This is a genomic window from Curtobacterium sp. MCPF17_047 (assembly GCF_003234045.1).
Classification (GTDB): domain Bacteria; phylum Actinomycetota; class Actinomycetes; order Actinomycetales; family Microbacteriaceae; genus Curtobacterium.
The window spans coordinates 164,512-182,841 of record NZ_QKSF01000004.1; the positions used below are offsets into that span (position 1 = coordinate 164,512).

Consider the following 18,330-nt stretch of genomic DNA (forward strand, 5'->3'; position numbering starts at 1 on the left):
GACGGGGTCAGCGCTCGAGTGCCTGCTGCACGTCGGCGACCAGGTCGCCGGCGTCCTCGATGCCGACCGACAGGCGGACGACGTTCTCCGGGACGGCGAGCTCGGTGCCCTTGACCGAGGCGTGCGTCATCTCGCTCGGGTACCCGATGAGCGACTCCACGCCGCCGAGCGACTCCGCCAGCGCGAACAGCTCGGTCGACTCGGCGAACCGCTTCGCCGCCTCGGGACCGCCGGCGAGTGCCACCGACAGCATGCCGCCGAAGCCGCGCATCTGCTTGGCCGCGACGTCGTGTCCCGGGTGCTCCGGCAGGCCCGGGTAGTAGACGTGCTCGACGGCCGGGTGGGCGAGCAGCGCCTCGGCCACGGTCTGGGCGTTCTGGGAGTGCCGTTCCATGCGGACGCTGAGGGTCTTGATGCCCCGGATCGTCAGCCAGGCGTCGAACGGGGACGAGATCGCGCCGCCGCCGAACTGCACGAACTGCACCTTGTCCGCGAGCTCCTGGTCACGCAGCACGACAGCCCCGCCGACGACGTCGGAGTGCCCGCCGAGGTACTTCGTCGTCGAGTACACGACGACGTCGGCGCCGAGCGACAGCGGCTGCTGCAGGGCCGGCGACGCGAAGGTGTTGTCGACGACGACGAGTGCACCGGCCTCGTGTCCGATGGCGGCGAGGACCTCGATGTCCGCGATCTTCATCAGCGGGTTCGTCGGGGTCTCCACCCACAGCACGGTCTTCGCCGGGCTGTCGGCGAGCGCGGCACGGACACGGCCCGGCTCGCTCATCTCCACCGTGACGAGGTCGATGCCCCACGGCACGTGCAGGCGGTTCGCCAGACGGTGGGTGCCGCCGTAGACGTCGTTGCCCATCACGATCCGGGCGCCCGGCTCCAGGTAGGCGCGGAGCAGGGCGTCCTCCCCCGCCAGGCCGGACGAGAACGAGTACGCCGCGACGCCGCCGTCCAGGTCGGCGAGCAGGGTCTGCAGCGAGTCCCGCGTCGGGTTGCCGGAGCGGGAGTACTCGTAGCCGCCCCGCAGCCCGCCGATGCCGTCCTGCACGTAGGTCGACGTCAGGTACAGGGGCGGGATGACGGCGCCGGTGGGGCCGTCGGGCTCCTGGCCGGCGTGGATGGCGCGGGTGCTGAACTCGGTCATGTCGTGGGTGCCCCTTCCTGGAGGCTCGGTGCGGTCTGGGTGGGGCGGTGCGGGTGGGCAGCGTGGTGCGGTGCTGCGGCCCTGCGGGCGGCTGTCGTGCGGGCTGCGGTCGTGCTTGCTGCGGTCGTGCTTGCTGCTGTCGCGCGGGCTGCCGTCGTCCTTGCTGCCGTCATGCCGTCGCCGTCTGGGCGGCGTTCGCGGCGGCGGCCGTCACTCGGACAGGTAGGTGAGGAGGTCGTGGCGGGTGAGGACCGTGACCGGCTTGCCGTCGCCGACGACGAGCAGGGCGTCGGCCCCTTCGAGGGCGCGACGGGCTGCGGACAAGGACTCGCCGATGCCGATCAGGGGCAGCGGGTCGCCGACGAACGGGGACAGGGCGTCGGCCATGGCCGCGGCTCCGGTGAAGACCTGCTCGAGCAGGGCCTTCTCCTCGATCGCGCCGACGACCTCGCCCATCACGACGGGCGGTTCGGCGTTGAGGACCGGCATCTGCGAGACGCCGTACTTCGTCATGATGTCGACCACGTCGCGGATGGTGTCTGACGGGTGCGCGTGCACCAGGTCGGGCAGGCGGCCGTCCTTGCCGGCGATGAGGTCCCCGACGGAGCGTTCGTCGTCGGTCTCGGCGAAGCCGTAGGAGCGCATCCACCGGTCGTTGAAGATCTTGCCGAGGTAGCCGCGTCCCCCGTCGGGCAGCAGGACCACGACCACGTCGTCCTCGGACAGCGACTCGGCGGCACGGAGCGCGGCGACCACGGCCATGCCGCTCGACCCGCCGACGAGCAGGCCCTCTTCACGGGCGAGGCGCCGCGTCATGGCGAACGAGTCTGCGTCCGAGACGGCGATGATCTCGTCCGGCACACCGGCGTCGTACGCGGGCGGCCAGAAGTCCTCGCCGACGCCCTCGACGAGGTACGGACGGCCGGTGCCCCCGGAGTAGACGGAGCCCTCGGGGTCGGCGCCGACGATCCGGACCCGACCGTCGGAGGCTTCCTTGAGGAACCGACCGGTGCCGGAGATCGTGCCACCGGTACCGACACCCGCGACGAAGTGGGTGAGCTGCCCCTCGGTGTCGCGCCAGATCTCCGGACCCGTGGTCTCGTAGTGGCTGCGGGGGCCGTTCGGGTTGGCGTACTGGTTCGGCTTGTAGGCGCCGGGGATCTCACGCACCAGGCGATCGGACACGGAGTAGTAGGACTCCGGGTCCTCGGGAGCGACGGCGGTCGGGGTGACGACGATCTCGGCGCCGTAGGCGGTCAGGACGTTCCGCTTGTCCTCGCCGACCTTGTCGGGGAGCACGAACACGCAGCGGTACCCGCGCTGCTGGGCGACCAGGGCGAGGCCGACACCGGTGTTGCCCGAGGTCGGTTCGACGATCGTGCCGCCGGGGCGCAGGTCACCCGACGCTTCGGCAGCGTCGATGATCCGCGTCGCGATGCGGTCCTTCGCGGAGCCGCCCGGGTTGAAGTACTCGACCTTGACCAGGACGGTCGCCCGGAGCCCGGCGGTGACCCGGTTCAGCTTGACCAGCGGGGTGTCGCCGACGAGGTCGACGACGGAGTTCGCGTAACGCACCCGACGAGTCTAGGCGGCCGGTTCCGCTGTGCGTCCTCCGGCGACGGATGCTCAGCCAGGGCACACCTGGTGCCGCTTCGACCGGGCACCGGTGGTCTGCCGGCGGTCCGCCCGAGGTCTGCCCGCGGGCTGCACGCGGTCTGCACGCCAGGTCCGTCGCCGGTCGGCCGCCGCGTCAGCTCCGGGCGGTCACGACCGGGTCGCTCTGCTGCTCGTGCAGCGTGGAGTACGTGCCGCCGAGCGCGAGGAGTTCGTCGTGCGTCCCCTGCTCGATGATCTGGCCGTGGTCGAGGACGAAGACGACGTCGGCGTCACGGATGGTCGACAGCCGGTGCGCGATCGAGATGGTCGTCCGCCCGCGGGCCGCGGTGTCCAGCGCCGCCTGTACGACACGCTCCGAGATCGAGTCGAGCGCACTCGTCGCCTCGTCGAGCACGAGGACCGGCGGGTCCTTGAGCAGCACACGGGCGATCGCGATCCGCTGCTTCTCGCCGCCGGAGAGCCGGTACCCCCGCTCCCCGACGATCGTGTCGTAGCCGTCCGGGAACGACGCGATCGTCTCGTGGATGTTCGCCGCCCGTGCCGCACGCTCCAGCTCGGCGTCCGTCGCGTCGGGCTTGGCGTACCGCAGGTTGTCGCCGATCGAGGAGTGGAACAGGTAGGTCTCCTGGCTGACGATGCCGATGTGCGCCATGAGGTCCTCGTGCACGATGTCCCGCACGTCCTGCCCGGCGAACCGGACGGAGCCCGCCGTCGCCTCGTACAGCCGCGGGACCAGGTACGAGATCGTGGTCTTGCCCGCGCCTGAGGGTCCGACGAAGGCCGCGAACTGGCCCGGCTGCAACTCGAACGAGACGCCGCGCAGGGTCGGCTTGTCCGGCTCGCCGTCCGGGTAGGCGAACGAGACGTCGTCGAAGGCCACGTGCCCGACCCGACGCTCGTCGACGGGCTTCGCCGTGGGGGCGTCCGTGATCGCGGGCTCGAGGTCGAAGTACTCGAAGATGCGGGCGAACAGCGCGCCGGATGTCTGCAGGTCGAGGACGACCCGGAGCAGGCCGACCGTCGGGAACAGCAGCCGGGACTGCACGGTCGTGAACGCCACGATCGTGCCGGCGGTGATCGGGATGCCGCCCTCGATGAGGTACGCGGCCACGAGGTAGATCACCGCGGGGATGATGGACAGGAAGATCTGCACGATCGCGAAGAACCACTGACCGGACATCTGCTGGCGGACCTGCAGCCCGATCTGGTTGCGGTTCTCGTCGCCGTAGCGGTGGATCTCGCTGCGCTGCTGGTTGAAGCTCTTCGCGAGCAGCATCCCCGACACGCTCAGGGTCTCCTGCGTGATCGCCGTCATGTCCGACAGCGACTCCTGGGTCTGCGCGGCGATGCGTGCACGGACCTTGCCCACCTTGCGCTGCGCGATCACGAGCAGCGGGAGGAGCACGACGGCCACGAGGGTCATCTGCCAGCTCAGAAGCAGCATCGCGACGACGGCCGCGATGACCGTGACGGTGTTGCCGAGCACCGACGAGATCGTGTTGTTCAGCACGCTCGCGACGCCGCCGACGTCGTTCTGCAACCGGCTCTGGATCACGCCGGTCTTGGTCCGGGTGAAGAACGCCAGCTCCATACGCTGCAGGTGCCCGAACAGCCGCATCCGCATGGCGCCCATGACCTTGTTGCCGACCGTCGCGGTCAGGTAGGTCTGCCAGACGCCGATGCCGGCGCTGAGGATCCACAGCCCGATCATGCCGCCGACCAGTTCGGCGAGGACCGGCACGTCCGGACGTCCGCCGGGCGGGAACAGCCCCCGGTCGAAGGCCTGCTGGGTCAGGAGGGGCGGGATCACCGAGACCGCGGCCCCGACGAGGACGAGGACGACGGTCAGGCTGATCGAGCGACGGTGCGGGACGAAGAGCCCCGCGATGCGTCGAAGCAGGTGCGGGATCTGGGGCGCTTCCGCGTTCGCGGCACGCTGCGCGTCCGGGTCCCCACTGGAGATCCGGCTGCGACCGTGCCCGCCGCCCGGCCCACCACCACGCATCCCGCCGCCACCGGCGACGGAGCCCATCTGACTCATCGACACCCTCTCCACGCCTCGCGGCGTCGTCCTCGCATGAATGTACGCCCGCGCACCGACCCGGCCCGACGCGTTCGCCGAGGGCTGTGGACGGAGGTGATCCGGGCCTCCCGTGTGGAGGACCGGACGCGTCCGGTTTGGACCCCGTCCGGGGGCCGTGGGACGATGACCCGTCCCCCGCCAGCGCTCCCGTGAGGTCCCATGTCGTCCGCGCCGTCACTCGCCCGTCAGCTCCTCCGGCGGAAGCCCGTGGACCAGCTCCGCGCAGAGGCGGCAGAGGGGGTCGACGGACAGCCACTCCGCCGGACCCTGGGGGTGTGGCACCTGACCATGATCAGCGTCGGTGCGACCCTCGGCACCGGCATCCTGGTCGTCCTCGGCACCGCCGTGCCACTCGCCGGGCCCGCCGTCTGGATCTCCTTCGTCCTCGCCGGCGTCGCTGCGCTGCTCTCGGCACTGTCCTACGCGGAGATGGCCGGTGCCGTCCCCACCTCCGGGTCGAGCTACTCCTACACGTACGCGACGATGGGCGAGGGCATCGCCTGGGTCTGCGGGTGGTGCCTGGTCCTCGAGTACGCGGTGTCCGTCGCCGCCGTCGCCGTCGGTGCCAGCGAGTACGTCGACGAGACCCTGCGCGTCTTCGGCCTGCACCTGCCGACCGCGCTGTCCGCGCCTCCGGGTGACGGTGGGGTGGTCAACCTGCCGGCGGCCGCGCTCGTTCTCGTCGCGATGCTGATCCTGCTGCCCGGGGCGAAGGAGAGCGCCTGGGTGAACACGCTGATGGTGCTCGTGAAGATCGCGCTGCTGGTGTTCTTCGTCATCGTGGCGTTCTCGGCGTTCCGGGTCGGGAACTTCGAACCGCTCGCCCCGATGGGCGCGGCGGGCGTGAGCGCGGCGGCCTCTCGGCTGTTCTTCTCGTACATCGGGTTCGACGCCGCCTCGACCGCCGGCGAAGAGGCGAAGGACCCCCGCCGCGACCTGCCGCGCGCCATCATCGGGTCGATCGCGCTCATCACCACGCTGTACATCCTGGTGGCCGTCGCGGCGATCGGCGCGCGGTCGTGGACGTCGTTCTCGGCCGACGAGGCCTCGCTCGTCCGCATCGTCGTCGACGTCACCGGGCTGCCTGTCGTCGCGCTCGTGTTCTCGGTCGGTGCCGTCATCGCGATCGCCAGTGTCGTCCTCACCGTGCTCTACGGCCAGACCCGCATCCTGCTCACGATGGCGCGTGACGGTCTCGTGCCGAAGGTGTTCGGCCGGGTGTCCCCGCGCACCGGGACCCCGATCGCGAACACGCTCATCGTCGGCATCGTGGTGACGATCGTGTCGGCACTCGTCCCCCTCGGGGAGCTCGCCGACGCGACGAGCATCGGCACCCTCGTCGCGTTCGCCCTCGTGAACGTCTCGGTGATCGTGCTCCGCGGGACCCAACCGGATCTGGAACGGTCGTACCGCGTGCCGTTCTTCCCCGTGGTGCCGGTGCTCGGCGTCCTGTTCTGCCTGTTCCTGGCGGTGACGCTCGGCGCGGGGACGTGGATCGCGTTCGGCATCTGGATGGTCGCCGGCGCCGTGCTCTACCTGGCCTACGGCCGCCGCCACAGCACGCTCGCGTAGGCCGGCCCTGGCCCGCGGCCGCCCTGGCCCGAGTTTCGCGCCCAGCGACACCACTCGCGCTCAGGAGCCCGAACGGTGTCGCTGGGCGCGAAACGTACTCGTCCTCCACAGTGGCGTCACCACGGGCCGCCGTCCACAGCGCGAGCATGGCGAGACCGACGGAGCGATCCGGAGCCACACGATGGGCCATGGAGCACCACCGGAAGCGACCGCACCTCCTCCGAACCGACATGGCCGATCGCAGTGCCGCGAGAGCAACGCAGCGAGCGCGCACCGGTCTGGCGACCTCGTCCTGATCCGGCAGGGCGTGTACATGCCTCGCGGAGAGTGGGAGGCGCTCGAGGAGACCGGACGGCACCTCGCCCGGGCTCGTGCGGTGGCTCCCGAGCTGGAGGAGGGAACGGGTTTCTCGCACGTCACGGCTGCCCTCGCTCTTGGCTGGCCGTTGATCGGGCCAGCGCCAGAACGCGTGCACGTCATCGATGACCGCCGCACCACGACCGTGCACCGAGCCGGCCTGGTGCGGCACGCGGGTCCGCTCCCCGCAGTGGACCCCGTGCGACTCGACGGCGTGCCGGTGACGGCTCCGGTCCCCACGGCTGTCGCGCTCATCGTCAGTGCGCCGGTGCACGTCGCAGCAGTCGCCGTCGACGCCGCGGTCCGAGCACGGCTGATCGAGCCATCCCGTCTCGCCGAGGAGCTCCCCCTCGGTCCGGCCCGCGGCTCAGCCCGTGCTCAGCTCGTCCTGTCCGCGCTCGACGAGCGACACGAGTCACCCGGGGAGTCGTTCACGGCGATCCGTCTGGTCGAGATCGGAGCGCCGGAGACGATCCCGCAGCACGAGTTCGTCCTGCCTGACGGGCGACGTGATCGCGTTGACTTCTGGCTCCCGAGCCGGGGAGTCGTGGTCGAGTTCGACGGGAAGCAGAAGTACCGCGATCCGACGATGATCGGCACGTCGGACCCGGCGGAGGTGCTCTGGCGCGAGAAAGTCCGGGAAGACCGGATCCGGTCTCGGCCGGAGGTCCGAGCGGTCATCCGCGTGACCTGGTGGCATCTCGTCGAGCCAGACCGCCTGCGAGCACTCTTCCGGGCGCACGGTGTCCGGCTGTGAGCGGTGGGACGTTTCGCGCTCAGCGACACGGTTCGCGGGTCCGGCCGCGAATCGTGTCGCTCAGCGCGAAAAGCCGCCGCCCCCGGCCGCACCGCGCCCGCACACGACGAAGGCCGCCGCCCCGAGGGGCAGCGGCCTTCGTGACCAGAAGGTCAGACTCAGACGAGCTCGACGGTGGCGCCGACGGCCTCGAGGGCAGCCTTCGCCTTGTCGGCAGCTTCCTTGTTCGCACCTTCGAGGATCTTCGCGTCAGCGGTCTCGACGAGCGCCTTGGCCTCGCCCAGGCCGAGCGACGTGAGGCCACGGACCTCCTTGATGACCTGGATCTTCTTGTCACCGGCCGACTTGAGCACGACGTCGAACTCGGTCTTCTCCTCGACCTCCTCGGCGGGGGCAGCAGCGCCACCGGCCGCGGCGACCGCGACGGGGGCAGCAGCGGTGACCTCGAAGACCTCTTCGAACTTCTTCACGAAGTCCGAGAGCTCGATGAGCGTGAGCTCCTTGAAGGCCTCGATGAGCTCGTCCTGCGAAAGCTTCGCCATGATTTTCTCCTACTACTCAGTACGTGATGTGGTTGTGGAACGCGTGCCTGGTCAGGCCGCGGACTCCTGCTTCTCGCGGAGGGCGTCCACCGTGCGGACGGCCTGCGAGAGGGGTGCGTTGAACAGGTACGCAGCACCGAACAGCGAGGCCTTGAAGGCGCCGGCGAGCTTGCCGAGCAGCACTTCGCGGGACTCGAGGTCGGCGAGCTTGTCCACCTCGGTCGCGGAGAGCGGGTTACCGTCGAAGTAACCACCCTTCACCACGAGCTCGGGGTTCGCCTTGGCGAATGCACGCAGCGACTTCGCGACGGCGACGGTGTCACCGTGGACGAAGGCGAGAGCGGACGGACCGGCGAGCTCGTCGTCGAACGACGTGATGCCTGCCTCGTTGGCCGCGATCTTGGTCAGCGTGTTCTTCACCACGGCGTACGTGGCGTGCTCACGGATCGAGTTGCGGAGCTCCTTGAGCTGCGCGACCGTGAGACCGCGGTACTCGGTGAGCAGAACGGCGTTCGAGCTACGGAAGGACTCCGTGAGCTCGGCGACCGCAGCTTCCTTGTTCGCCATGGTTCTCCTTGGGGTTCTTGCTGGCAGCCCCGGGTCCCATGGCTGTGGTGAACACAACCCGCACACGAAAAAAGCTCCGGCGCAGAGGCTCGGAGCTGCTCCAACACGATGTGTGGGAGTGGTTCTGAACACCTGCGCGGGTTGCCTCGTGACGAGGACCTTCGGTCACTGTCCATGCGTGAACACGGCAGCGACGACCAGCGGTCTTTGGCTGAACAGAACGGTACCACAGCCCGGGCGCGTTCCGGAACCTCGGATCCGGCCTGGAGGCCCGACCCCCCTCCGCCCCGCCGGTCCGGTCAGGAACGCCCCGGCACCTCGGCCCACGCGTCCGACGCGCCCGACGCGTCCGACGCGCCCGGCGCCCCCGACGCCGCGGAGTCCGATCCGTCCGACGTCGCGGAGTCGACCGCTGCACCGGCCGTACCCGCATCGGCCACACCCGCGCCAGCACCAGCACCAGCACCAGCCGTCTCCCCGCCGCGCTCCGGCAGGTGCACCGTGAACACCGTCTCCCCCGGCTCGCTCGCCACACTGACCCGCCCGCCGTGCGCCTGCACGACGGCGTCGACGATCGCGAGTCCGAGTCCCGTCGACCCCGCGGTCCGCGAGCGCGAACTGTCGGCGCGGGCGAACCGCTCGAAGAGCTTCGGCAGGAACCCGGGGTCGATCCCCTGCCCGTCGTCGCGGACGGTGAGGTCGACACCGCCGTCCGGCGCCGCCGCGATGCCCACCGTGATGCGCGTGCCGTCGGGCGTGTGGGTCCGGGCGTTGGTGACGAGGTTGACGATCACCTGGTGCAGGCGTGCGGCGTCGCCGACGACCTCGACGGGCTCGGACGGCAGGTCGACCTCGATCGGGTGGTCCGGTGAGGCAGCGTGCGCGTCGTTCACGGCGTCGAGCACGAGACCGGTCAGGTCGACGTCCGCGAACTGGATCTCGCGACCCTCGTCGAGGCGGGCGAGCAGCAGCAGGTCCTCGACCATCGAGGTCATCCGCACGGACTCCGACTCGACCCGGCTCATCGCGTAGACGACGTCCGGCGGCAGGTCGGCACCCATCCGTCGGGTGAGTTCGGCGTACCCGCGGATCGATGCCAGGGGCGTCCGGAGCTCGTGGGAGGCATCCGCGACGAACTGCCGGACCTTCTGCTCGGAGCGCTCCCGGGCCTGCATGGCGTTGCCGATGTGCCCGAGCATCCGGTTGAACGCGGTGCCGACCCGGCCGACCTCGGTCGCGGGGTCGGCGTCGGGGACACGGACGCCGTCCAGGGCGTCGCTGCGGTCGAGCGGCATCCGAGCGACGGTCGAGGCGGTCTCGGCGACGCGGTCGAGTGGCCGCAGGGCGCGTCGGACGGCGGCGGTGGCGACTGCCGAGGCGACGAGGAGTGCGAGGACGGTGACCACGAGCACGACTCCGAGCAGCTTCCACACGCTCTCGTAGACCGGGGCGAGCGGCAACCCGACGACGAGCACCGCGGGTCCGACGTTCGCGGCCGTGACCCGGTAGCGCCCGAGGTCGGAACCGAGGTCGACGGTGTGCGGCGCACCGTCCACGGCCAGTCCGCTGAGGGGCCGCACCACGGCGGACGACAGGCGTTCGGCCTGCCCCGAGTTGTCGAGCAGGCTGCCGACGACGGCGTTCCCGTCGAGGACGTACACGGTCAGGGTGCCGGCCGACTGCGCGGACGGACGGCCGAACTCCGGCCCGTTCGGCCCCTGCTGCTCGACCGACCGCTGCGCTCGGTTCGTCGCGTACTGCAGCTGCTCGTCGATCGCCGAGCGTTGGATGGAGAACAGCGCGACGATGCTGCCGCCCCCGATCACCGCACTGACGGCGACGACCAGGGCGACGATGCTCAGGACGAGCCGGCGACGGAGGGTCATGAGGGCGCCCGGCGTCAGGCGGTGGGCTTGATGACGTAGCCGACGCCACGCACGGTGTGGATCATCGGCTCCTCGCCGACGTCGATCTTCTTGCGCAGGTACGAGATGTAGATCTCGACGACGGAGGACTTGCCACCGAAGTCGTACGACCACACCCGGTCGAGGATCTGCGCCTTCGACAGGACGCGGCGAGGGTTCCGCATGAGGAAGCGGAGCAGCTCGAACTCGGTGGCGGTCAGCTCGACGGCGCGGCCGGCGCGGGTCACCTCGTACGACTCCTCGTCGAGCACCAGGTCGCCGACGACGATACGCGAGTCCCCGGCCTCGCTGACGGAGATCTGCGAGCGACGGATGAGCCCTCGGAGGCGCGCGACGACCTCTTCGAGGGAGAAGGGCTTGGTGACGTAGTCGTCGCCGCCGGCGGTGAGCCCGGTGACGCGGTCCTCGACGGAGTCCTTGGCGGTGAGGAACAGCACCGGGGTGTCGTCGTTGTTCTGCCGGAGTCGGCTGAGGACCTGCAGCCCGTCGAGGTCCGGCATCATCACGTCGAGCACCATCGCGTCGGGGTGGAACTCCCGGGCCTTGGCGAGGGCGTCCTGACCACCGTTCGCACTGCGGACGTCCCAGCCCTCGTAGCGGAGCGCCATCGAGAGCAGGTCGGTCAGGCTGGCTTCGTCGTCGACGACCAGGATGCGCAACGGGGAACCGTCGGCACGCGTGAGACGCGGGGGTGCGGAGGGCTGGGAGATGGTCACGTCTTCGAGTATCGAAAGATTCCTATGAGCGGTCTGTGGCCGGCCCCAGTGCGCCCTGTGCATCGAACTCGCAGTGAGAGGGGTCGTGATCAGCCAGCGCACGGCGCGAGCACGAGCGGTCGGTTCGACGGCCGGACGCCCGGCGGGTACGCGGAGCACCTCCGGCGGACCTACGGCGACGCGTCCTGACCTCCATGGCGTCCTCATAGCGGACCGAAGGGGTGCCCTTGGCGGCGCTTCCTAGGTTCTCCTCGTCGGCCCCCGCCGCGCGATCCGCGCGACCGGTGCTCCCCGAGCCGGCCCCCACCGAGGAGAACCATGTTCCTGACCTACCTCAGGCGCGAACTGACGAACCGCAAGAAGCAGACGGTGATCATCGCCGTCGGGATGGCACTGGCCATCGCGCTCGTCGTCATCGTGTCGTCGATCGCGAGCGGCGTGCAGTCCGCCCAGTCCAGCGTCCTGCAGTCCGTGTACGGCGTCGGCACCGACATCACGGTCACGAAGACCGAGACCCCGTCGTCGAGCAGCACCGGTCGTCCGTCGTTCGACTTCGGCGACCAGGGCTCGTCGGACAGCAGCAGCGGGTCGACGGACCTGTCCCAGTCCCGCCTCGCGGTGTCCCGCGGGTCGAGCACCCTGAGCGCGGCGGACGTGGCGACGGTCACCGGCACGGACGGGGTCAAGGCCGCGACCGGGGTCCTGACGCTCGAGAACAGCACGTTCTCGGGGCAGGTCGAGCAGAGCGACGGCAGCAGCAGCAGCAGCAGCGACAGCGCAGCACAGGGCGGGCCGCCGAGCGGCACCGACCAGGGCGGCGGCGGCTTCGGCGGCGGCTCGTTCAGCGTCGACTCGTTCACCGTGACCGGCATCCCGGTGTCCGGCGACACGGTCGGCCCGCTCACCAGCACCGAGACCACGAAGGGCCGGACCTTCACCACGGCGGACGCCGGCAAGGACGTCGTCGTGCTCGACTCCGCGTACGCGAAGAGCGAGTCGAAGGCCGTCGGCGACACCGTCTCGGTCGGCGGGAAGACGTTCGACGTGATCGGGATCGTCGCCTCGACCGGGTCCGCGTCCACCACCGGATCGAACACGTACATCCCGCTCGACACCGCGCAGACGCTCGCCGACCTGTCCGGGAAGGTGACCTCGATCTACGTGTCCGCGGAGTCGTCCTCGGACGTCGCGACGATCAAGACCGCGCTGCAGAAGGCGTTGTCGAGCGCGACCGTCTCCACCGAGTCCGACCTCGCCTCGAGCGTGTCCGGCTCCCTCGCGACGGCCTCGACGCTCGTGTCGAACCTCGGCCGGTGGCTGTCGATCGTCGTCCTGGCGGCGGCGTTCCTCATCGCGATCCTGTTCACCATCTCGGGCGTCACCCGACGGACCCGTGAGTTCGGCACGCTGAAGGCCATCGGCTGGTCGAACGGCCGCATCACCCGGCAGGTCGCGGGCGAGTCACTCGTGCAGGGCCTGATCGGCGGCGTGATCGGCGCCGCGGCCGGACTCGTCGGCATCCTCGTCGTGAACGTGATCGCCCCCACGGTCTCGGCGAGCGCCGCCACCAGCACCCGGACCGGGCCCGGCGCGGGCGGTGCCGTGCCCGGAGCGGCCGCGACGGCAGCGGCCGGCAGCGGCACGACCGGCGGCGCCCCCGCTGGCGGCTTCGGCGGCGGCGGGCAGACGGCGGCGACCACGGACGTCGTCCTGCACGCCCCGGTCACGGTCGAGGTGATCCTGCTCGCGATCGGGCTCGCGGTCCTCGGCGGACTGCTCGCCGGTGCGCTCGGCGGGTGGCGGGCCTCCCGTCTCCGCCCCGCGGAAGCGCTGCGGAGCGTGGCGTGATGCGGGCGACGAACCGCGAACACCCGACAGTACCCACCACCCAGACGACCGATCCAGGAGCCATCGTGACCACCACCGAGACCGCAGCCGTAACCGGTGGCGTGCCCACCGCCTCCCGGCCCGCGTACCGACTGTCGGGCGTGACGAAGACGTACCGGCAGAAGAACCGCACCGTCACCGCGCTGGCCGGGGTGGACCTCGAGATCCCGCAGGGGCAGCTCGTCGCCGTCCAGGGGCCGACCGGCGGCGGCAAGTCGACGCTGCTGCAGATGCTCGGTGCGCTCGACCGGCCGAGCAGTGGCTCGGTGCACCTGGGCGACCGGGACGTCGCCTCCCTCGGCGACCGTGCCCTCACCGACGTCCGGGCCACCGAGATCGGCTTCGTGTTCCAGAGCTTCAACCTCATCCCGACCCTGACCGCGCTGGAGAACGTCGAGACGGCGTTCGCGGGCAGCCTGGCCAACCGGTCCCGTGCCGAGGTCCGGGGACGTGCCACGACCGCGCTGCGTGAGGTCGGCCTCGAGGAACGCCTCGACCACCTGCCCGCCGAGCTCTCCGGCGGCCAGCAGCAGCGCGTCGCGATCGCCCGCGCACTGGTGAAGGACCCGACCGTCCTGCTGGCGGACGAGCCGACCGGTGCGCTGGACGAGGGCACCCGTGACGAGATCATGGGCCTCATCGAACGGCAGTGGCAGGACCGCGGGCTGACGGTCGTCATCGTGACGCACGACTCGTGGGTTGCGCGGCGGGCGGAGCGCCGGCTGCACATCAAGCAGGGGCAGGTGCGCGACGTGTGATCACGGCTGATCGGCCGGGGAGGACCGATCAGCGGCGGGACACCGGCGTTCGTGCGTCACACCGCGGAATGCCGCGGCGCGGCGCACGAACGCCGGCGCTCCCGAGTCAGCCCGCCGTCGCGACCGGGTAGTCGCAGTACGCGAACCACGACGAGTCCGGCGCCCACGGCGGGACGTTCACGGTCCCCTGCCCGCCGTCGAGGGTGACCAGGGTCTCGGGCACCACCGCGATCCGCGCACCGCGTGCCAGGACCCCGGGCAGCAGCCGGAGCTCCACGCGCTGGTCGGCCGGGTGCCCCTGCACGCCCGGCTCGTACGACAGGTACAGCAGGTGTGTGCCGTCCGGGGAGACGTGCGGGAACCAGTTCACCCGCTCGTCGCCGGTGATCTGCACGGGCTCGGTCGACCCGTCCCGCAGCGCGGCGAGCTGTGCGGTGCCGGGGGTGAACCGCTCGGTGTTGAACAGCAGCACGTTCCCGGCGTACGAGCATCCGTCCGTCGGGTGCTCGTCCCGGGTGAGGAACGTCGGCTCCCCGGTGACGGGGTCGACGAGCGCGACGTCGGTCGTCCAGACGCCGTCCTCGGACAGGTCGCCGACGATGGCGGCCAGCGCCGATCCGTCCGGGGCGATGCCGTGCAGGTAGTACTTCCGCACCACGGGCAGGGCGCGCGCGGTGTCCGTGATCCGGACGCCCGCTCCCCCGGCGGGCATCGGCACACGGTACAGCTCGCCGTCGCGGGCGCTCACGACGACGGACTCCCCCGACGGGTCGAGCACGTGGTCGTTGTTGATCTCGGGCACGCCGTCCATCGGCACCGGCACGAGGGCGGTCTCGTCGAGGACGATCCCGGCCTCCGGCAGCGGCAGCAGCCAGAGGTCCCCGTCGCCGTTCAGGACGAGCGTGTCGGCGTCCAGGACGTTCGGCGCCTCGACGAGCACCGTGTCCGAGGCGAACACCAGCCGCGCGGTCCGCGTCTCGACGTCGTACACGTGCACGCGGCTGGTCTGGCCGGGCAGCAGCTGCCGCCCACGGGTCTCGGTCATGGGTCCATCCTGTCGTGCGTCGTCGGTCGAGCGGCGGCTGGGGCCGCATGACGGACGGGAGGCGCGGTGTGGGACGGACCCGCACCGCGCCTCCCGTCAGTGGGGTACGGCTACTTCACCGCACCGGCGGTCAGACCGGCGACGAACTGGCGCTGCACCACGAGGAACGCGATGACGACCGGGATCGACACGACCAGCGACGCGGCCATGATCTGGTTCCAGTACACGTTCGTCTGCGTCGAGTACTGCTGCAGACCGACCGCGAGCGTGGAGCCGAGACCGTTCGTCATGACGGAGGCGAAGAGCACCTCACCCCAGGCCGTCATGAACGAGTAGATGCCGACCGCCACGAGACCCGGGCGGGCCGACGGCAGGATGATGCGGAACAGCGCGCCCATCGGGCCGGACCCGTCGACCATCGCGGCCTCGTCGAGCTCCCGCGGGATCGTCTCGAAGTAGCCCGCGAGCATCCAGATCGAGAACGGCAGCGTGAACGTCAGGTACGTGATGATCAGACCGAGCCAGCTGCCGACGAGCTGGATGCCGAGCGAGTTGCCGAGGTTCGTGAAGATCAGGAAGAGCGGCAGCAGGAACAGCACGCCGGGGAACATCTGGGTCGAGAGCACCGTCGTGGTGAAGGCGCTCTTGCCCTTGAAGTTCCACCGCGACACCGCGTAGGCGGCGAACGTGGCGATGATCAGCGAGAACACCGTCGCGACCGTGCAGACCACGAGCGAGTTGACGAAGTACCGCGCCAGCGGGACCGTCGACCACATGTCGATGAACGGCTGGAAGGTGATGTTCGACGGGATCCACGTGAAGTCGTTCTGCACGTCACCGAGCGGCTTGATCGCCGTGGTGACCATCACGTAGAGCGGTACCACTGTGAAGACGGTGAGCAGGACGAGGACGATGACCTTGAAGGACTTTGCGCCCACTGTTTCACGCACGGACGGACCTCCGGTTGGTGACGGCCAGGTAGATGCCGGTGACGACGAGCAGGAAGAGGAGGAGCAGCACGCTCATCGCGGCCCCGGAGCCGAAGTTCCAGGTGATGAACGACGCGTTGTAGATGTGGAAGCTCAACAGGTCGGCGGCCGGGGGCTGTGCGGTCGAACCGAACAACACGAACGGTGTGTTGAAGTCGTTGAACGTCCAGAGGAACATCACGAGCACCAGGGTGACGTTCACCGGGCGGACCATCGGCAGGGTGATGGAGCGCCACTGGCGGAAGGGCTTGGCGCCGTCGACCGACGCCGCCTCGTACACGTCGGCCGGCACGGACTGCAGACCCGCCATGAGCATGAGGAACGCGAACGGCCAGGTCTTCCAGATGGCGACGACCACGACGGCCACGAAGGCGTTGTTGCCGATCAGCCAGAACGGCGGGTTGGCACCGAACAGGTGCAACTGGTCCACGAGGATGTGGTTCAGGGCTCCGGAGTCACGCTGGAACATGAACTTCCAGGTGATGACACCGGCGTACATCGGCAGCGCGTAGGGGATCAGGAAGAGCGTGCGGAACAGGCCTCGGCCGAGGAACGGCTTCTGCAGCGCGACGGCGGCGGCCATGCCGAAGCCCCAGGAGAGCCCGACCACGAGGATCGTGAACGCGCAGGTGATGAGGAACGAGTTGAGCAACCCACGACCGATGGCCTGGTCGAAGTCAACCGCGACGGAGTAGTTGCGCAGCCCGGCGAACGGGGCGGCGCCCCAGTTCGCGATGAAGTACTTGGTGAGCTGGACGAAGCTGATCCAGATGCCGACGAGCATCGGCACGATGTGGATGAGCAGTTCGAAGAGGATCGCGGGACCGACGAGCGCGTACGGGAGCCACGGGACGCGGCGCTTCCCACGGGGCGGACCCGACAGGGTCGGCGCCTTCGTGTGCGTCAGGTCGATGGCCTCGGAGTCTGGCAGGACCGTCGTGGACATGGGCAGGCCTTCCGGCTGGGGTGGAGGTGGTTCGAGAGGTGGGGCGGGAGGCCCGGAAGGCGACCTTGCGGACGCGATCCGGGCCTCCCGTCAGATCAACCTGCGGCCTGGGAGACCTGGTCCTGGGCCGTCTGCAGCGCTTCCTTGATGTCCTTGTCGGACACCTTCGAACCCGTTGCGATCTTGGCGAACATGTCGTTCATCGCCTTGCCGACCGTGGACTCGAACTGGTCCTCGGCGGGCACCAGCGGGAGCGGCTTCGCCTTGTTGTTGTAGATGTCGAGGAACGTCTTCGTCTGCTCGTCCGTGACGGAGTCGGCCGCGGCAGCGAGCACCGGCAGCGCCGCGTACGGCTTGTCGAGCGTGGTCTGCGTGTCGGGGCTCGTCATGTACTTGACAAACTTCAGCGCGCCCTCCTTGTTCTTCGTGTTCTTGAAGATCGAGAGGTTGATGCCGGCCGGGAAGCTGGCGATCTGCTCGCCGCCGCTCGGTGCCGGCAGCGGCACCACACCGAACTCGTCGGACTTCATGCCGAGCGATTCGATCGTGGTGTTCGCGTTGTTCTGGTTGAGGATCATCGCGGCCTTCTTGTTCGCGAAGTCCGCGACCGACTGGTTCGCGTTGTCGTACTGCGCGTTCGACGGGTTCGCCGCCTTGGTCTCCTGCATCAGGTCGATGTAGCGCTTGATGCCGTCGACGTTCTCGGCCGACGCGAAGGTCGGCTTGCCGTCCTTGTCGAACCACTCGCCGCCGTTCTGCGCCGAGTTGATGAACGCGAAGTGCGCGTTCTCGGTGTAGGAGCCACCGGCGAGGCTGAAGCCGTACTTGCCACCGGTGGTGAGCTTCTTCGCCGCGGCGGTCAGCTCCTCCCAGGTGGTGGGGGCTTCGACGCCGGCGTCGGCGAGCATCTGCTTGTTGTAGAACAGGCCGTAGGCGAGGCCGTAGAGCGGGACGCTCGTGACGGTCTTGCCGGGGGCACCACCCGTGGAGAGCGCGACCTTGCCGAACTTGTCGGCACCGCCGATCGACTTCATCTCCGAGTCACCGAACTCCTGGAAGGCGCCGGTGGCCTGGAGCGAGGTCGCCCAGGTGTTGCCGATGTTCACCACGTCCGGGCCCTGGCCCGAGGTGACGGCGGTCTGGATCTTCGTCTGGAGGTCGTTCCAGCCGATGACCTGGAGGTCGACCTTGATCCCGGTCTCCTTGGTGAACTTCTTCAGGACGGGGGTCAGCACCTCCTTGTCGTTCTGCAGGGAGGTGCCCTGGTTCGACGCCCAGTAGGTGAGCGTCTTCGAGTCGCCGGCGGAACCGGACGACCCGGAGGAGCAGGCTGCGAGGCCGGACACGGTGAGTGCCGCGGCCGCGGTGATGGCCAGTGCGCGGATGGCAGTGCGCATGACTCTCTACTTTCTCGTC

The 18,330-nt window shown here is 69.8% G+C and carries 15 protein-coding genes; 4 read left to right on the forward strand and 11 right to left on the reverse strand.

Features of this window, described 5'->3' with window-relative positions:
• Window positions 1–7: 7 nt before the first annotated feature.
• The 3 genes from DEJ33_RS06000 to DEJ33_RS06010 all read right to left on the reverse strand — a co-directional run bounded on the left by DEJ33_RS06000 (window position 8) and on the right by DEJ33_RS06010 (window position 4,802).
• Window positions 8–1,153, reverse strand: a complete 1,146-nt coding sequence (locus DEJ33_RS06000) for a cystathionine gamma-synthase (RefSeq protein WP_111194473.1) — start codon at window positions 1,151–1,153, stop codon at window positions 8–10.
• Window positions 1,154–1,363: 210 nt separating this feature from the next.
• Complete coding sequence (locus tag DEJ33_RS06005) at window positions 1,364–2,728, reverse strand: cystathionine beta-synthase (protein WP_111078277.1); 1,365 nt, start codon at window positions 2,726–2,728, stop codon at window positions 1,364–1,366.
• A 175-nt stretch (window positions 2,729–2,903) separates the two neighbouring features.
• Entirely contained in the window at window positions 2,904–4,802 is a 1,899-nt protein-coding gene (locus tag DEJ33_RS06010) for an ABC transporter ATP-binding protein (protein ID WP_111078278.1), read from the reverse strand.
• A gap of 210 nt (window positions 4,803–5,012) precedes the next feature.
• On the opposite strand from DEJ33_RS06010, the gene DEJ33_RS06015 reads away from it, so the two are divergent.
• On the forward strand, window positions 5,013–6,425 hold the full coding sequence (locus DEJ33_RS06015; RefSeq protein ID WP_111078279.1) for an APC family permease: 1,413 nt from the start codon (window positions 5,013–5,015) through the stop codon (window positions 6,423–6,425).
• 313 nt (window positions 6,426–6,738) lie between these two features.
• Window positions 6,739–7,539 carry a hypothetical protein gene (locus DEJ33_RS06020; RefSeq protein ID WP_146242540.1) on the forward strand — a complete coding sequence of 267 codons (801 nt, stop codon included), beginning with the start codon at window positions 6,739–6,741 and terminating at the stop codon, window positions 7,537–7,539.
• A gap of 158 nt (window positions 7,540–7,697) precedes the next feature.
• Here DEJ33_RS06020 and rplL read toward each other — a convergent pair whose 3' ends face one another.
• The 4 genes from rplL to DEJ33_RS06040 all read right to left on the reverse strand — a co-directional run bounded on the left by rplL (window position 7,698) and on the right by DEJ33_RS06040 (window position 11,289).
• Window positions 7,698–8,081 (reverse strand): 50S ribosomal protein L7/L12, encoded by a 384-nt coding sequence (rplL, locus tag DEJ33_RS06025; protein WP_110902651.1) that lies wholly within the window; start codon window positions 8,079–8,081, stop codon window positions 7,698–7,700.
• A gap of 51 nt (window positions 8,082–8,132) precedes the next feature.
• A complete protein-coding gene (rplJ, locus tag DEJ33_RS06030) occupies window positions 8,133–8,648 on the reverse strand; it encodes a 50S ribosomal protein L10 (protein ID WP_110902650.1) in 516 nt (171 codons plus the stop codon).
• A 299-nt stretch (window positions 8,649–8,947) separates the two neighbouring features.
• Complete coding sequence (locus DEJ33_RS06035) at window positions 8,948–10,534, reverse strand: cell wall metabolism sensor histidine kinase WalK (RefSeq protein ID WP_111237746.1); 1,587 nt, start codon at window positions 10,532–10,534, stop codon at window positions 8,948–8,950.
• A 14-nt stretch (window positions 10,535–10,548) separates the two neighbouring features.
• Window positions 10,549–11,289 carry a response regulator transcription factor gene (locus DEJ33_RS06040; RefSeq protein WP_181432900.1) on the reverse strand — a complete coding sequence of 247 codons (741 nt, stop codon included), beginning with the start codon at window positions 11,287–11,289 and terminating at the stop codon, window positions 10,549–10,551.
• 318 nt (window positions 11,290–11,607) lie between these two features.
• Between DEJ33_RS06040 and DEJ33_RS06045 the strand changes: the two genes are divergently transcribed.
• The gene (locus DEJ33_RS06045) at window positions 11,608–13,137 is read left to right on the forward strand and encodes an ABC transporter permease (protein ID WP_111078281.1); all 1,530 of its coding nucleotides are present in this window, start codon (window positions 11,608–11,610) and stop codon (window positions 13,135–13,137) included.
• A gap of 65 nt (window positions 13,138–13,202) precedes the next feature.
• On the forward strand, window positions 13,203–13,934 hold the full coding sequence (locus DEJ33_RS06050; RefSeq protein ID WP_258374768.1) for an ABC transporter ATP-binding protein: 732 nt from the start codon (window positions 13,203–13,205) through the stop codon (window positions 13,932–13,934).
• Between the two features lie 106 nt (window positions 13,935–14,040).
• Here DEJ33_RS06050 and DEJ33_RS06055 read toward each other — a convergent pair whose 3' ends face one another.
• From DEJ33_RS06055 to DEJ33_RS06070, 4 genes are all read right to left on the reverse strand, one after another.
• Window positions 14,041–14,979: a hypothetical protein gene (locus tag DEJ33_RS06055; RefSeq protein ID WP_111078283.1), complete on the reverse strand. Its 939-nt coding sequence runs from the start codon at window positions 14,977–14,979 to the stop codon at window positions 14,041–14,043.
• 110 nt (window positions 14,980–15,089) lie between these two features.
• Window positions 15,090–15,929: a carbohydrate ABC transporter permease gene (locus DEJ33_RS06060; protein ID WP_110902645.1), complete on the reverse strand. Its 840-nt coding sequence runs from the start codon at window positions 15,927–15,929 to the stop codon at window positions 15,090–15,092.
• Window positions 15,922–16,914: a carbohydrate ABC transporter permease gene (locus DEJ33_RS06065; protein ID WP_181421471.1), complete on the reverse strand. Its 993-nt coding sequence runs from the start codon at window positions 16,912–16,914 to the stop codon at window positions 15,922–15,924. The genes DEJ33_RS06060 and DEJ33_RS06065 overlap by 8 nt, the downstream gene beginning before the upstream one ends.
• A 95-nt stretch (window positions 16,915–17,009) precedes the next feature.
• Window positions 17,010–18,311: an ABC transporter substrate-binding protein gene (locus DEJ33_RS06070; RefSeq protein ID WP_111078284.1), complete on the reverse strand. Its 1,302-nt coding sequence runs from the start codon at window positions 18,309–18,311 to the stop codon at window positions 17,010–17,012.
• Window positions 18,312–18,330 lie beyond the last annotated feature (19 nt).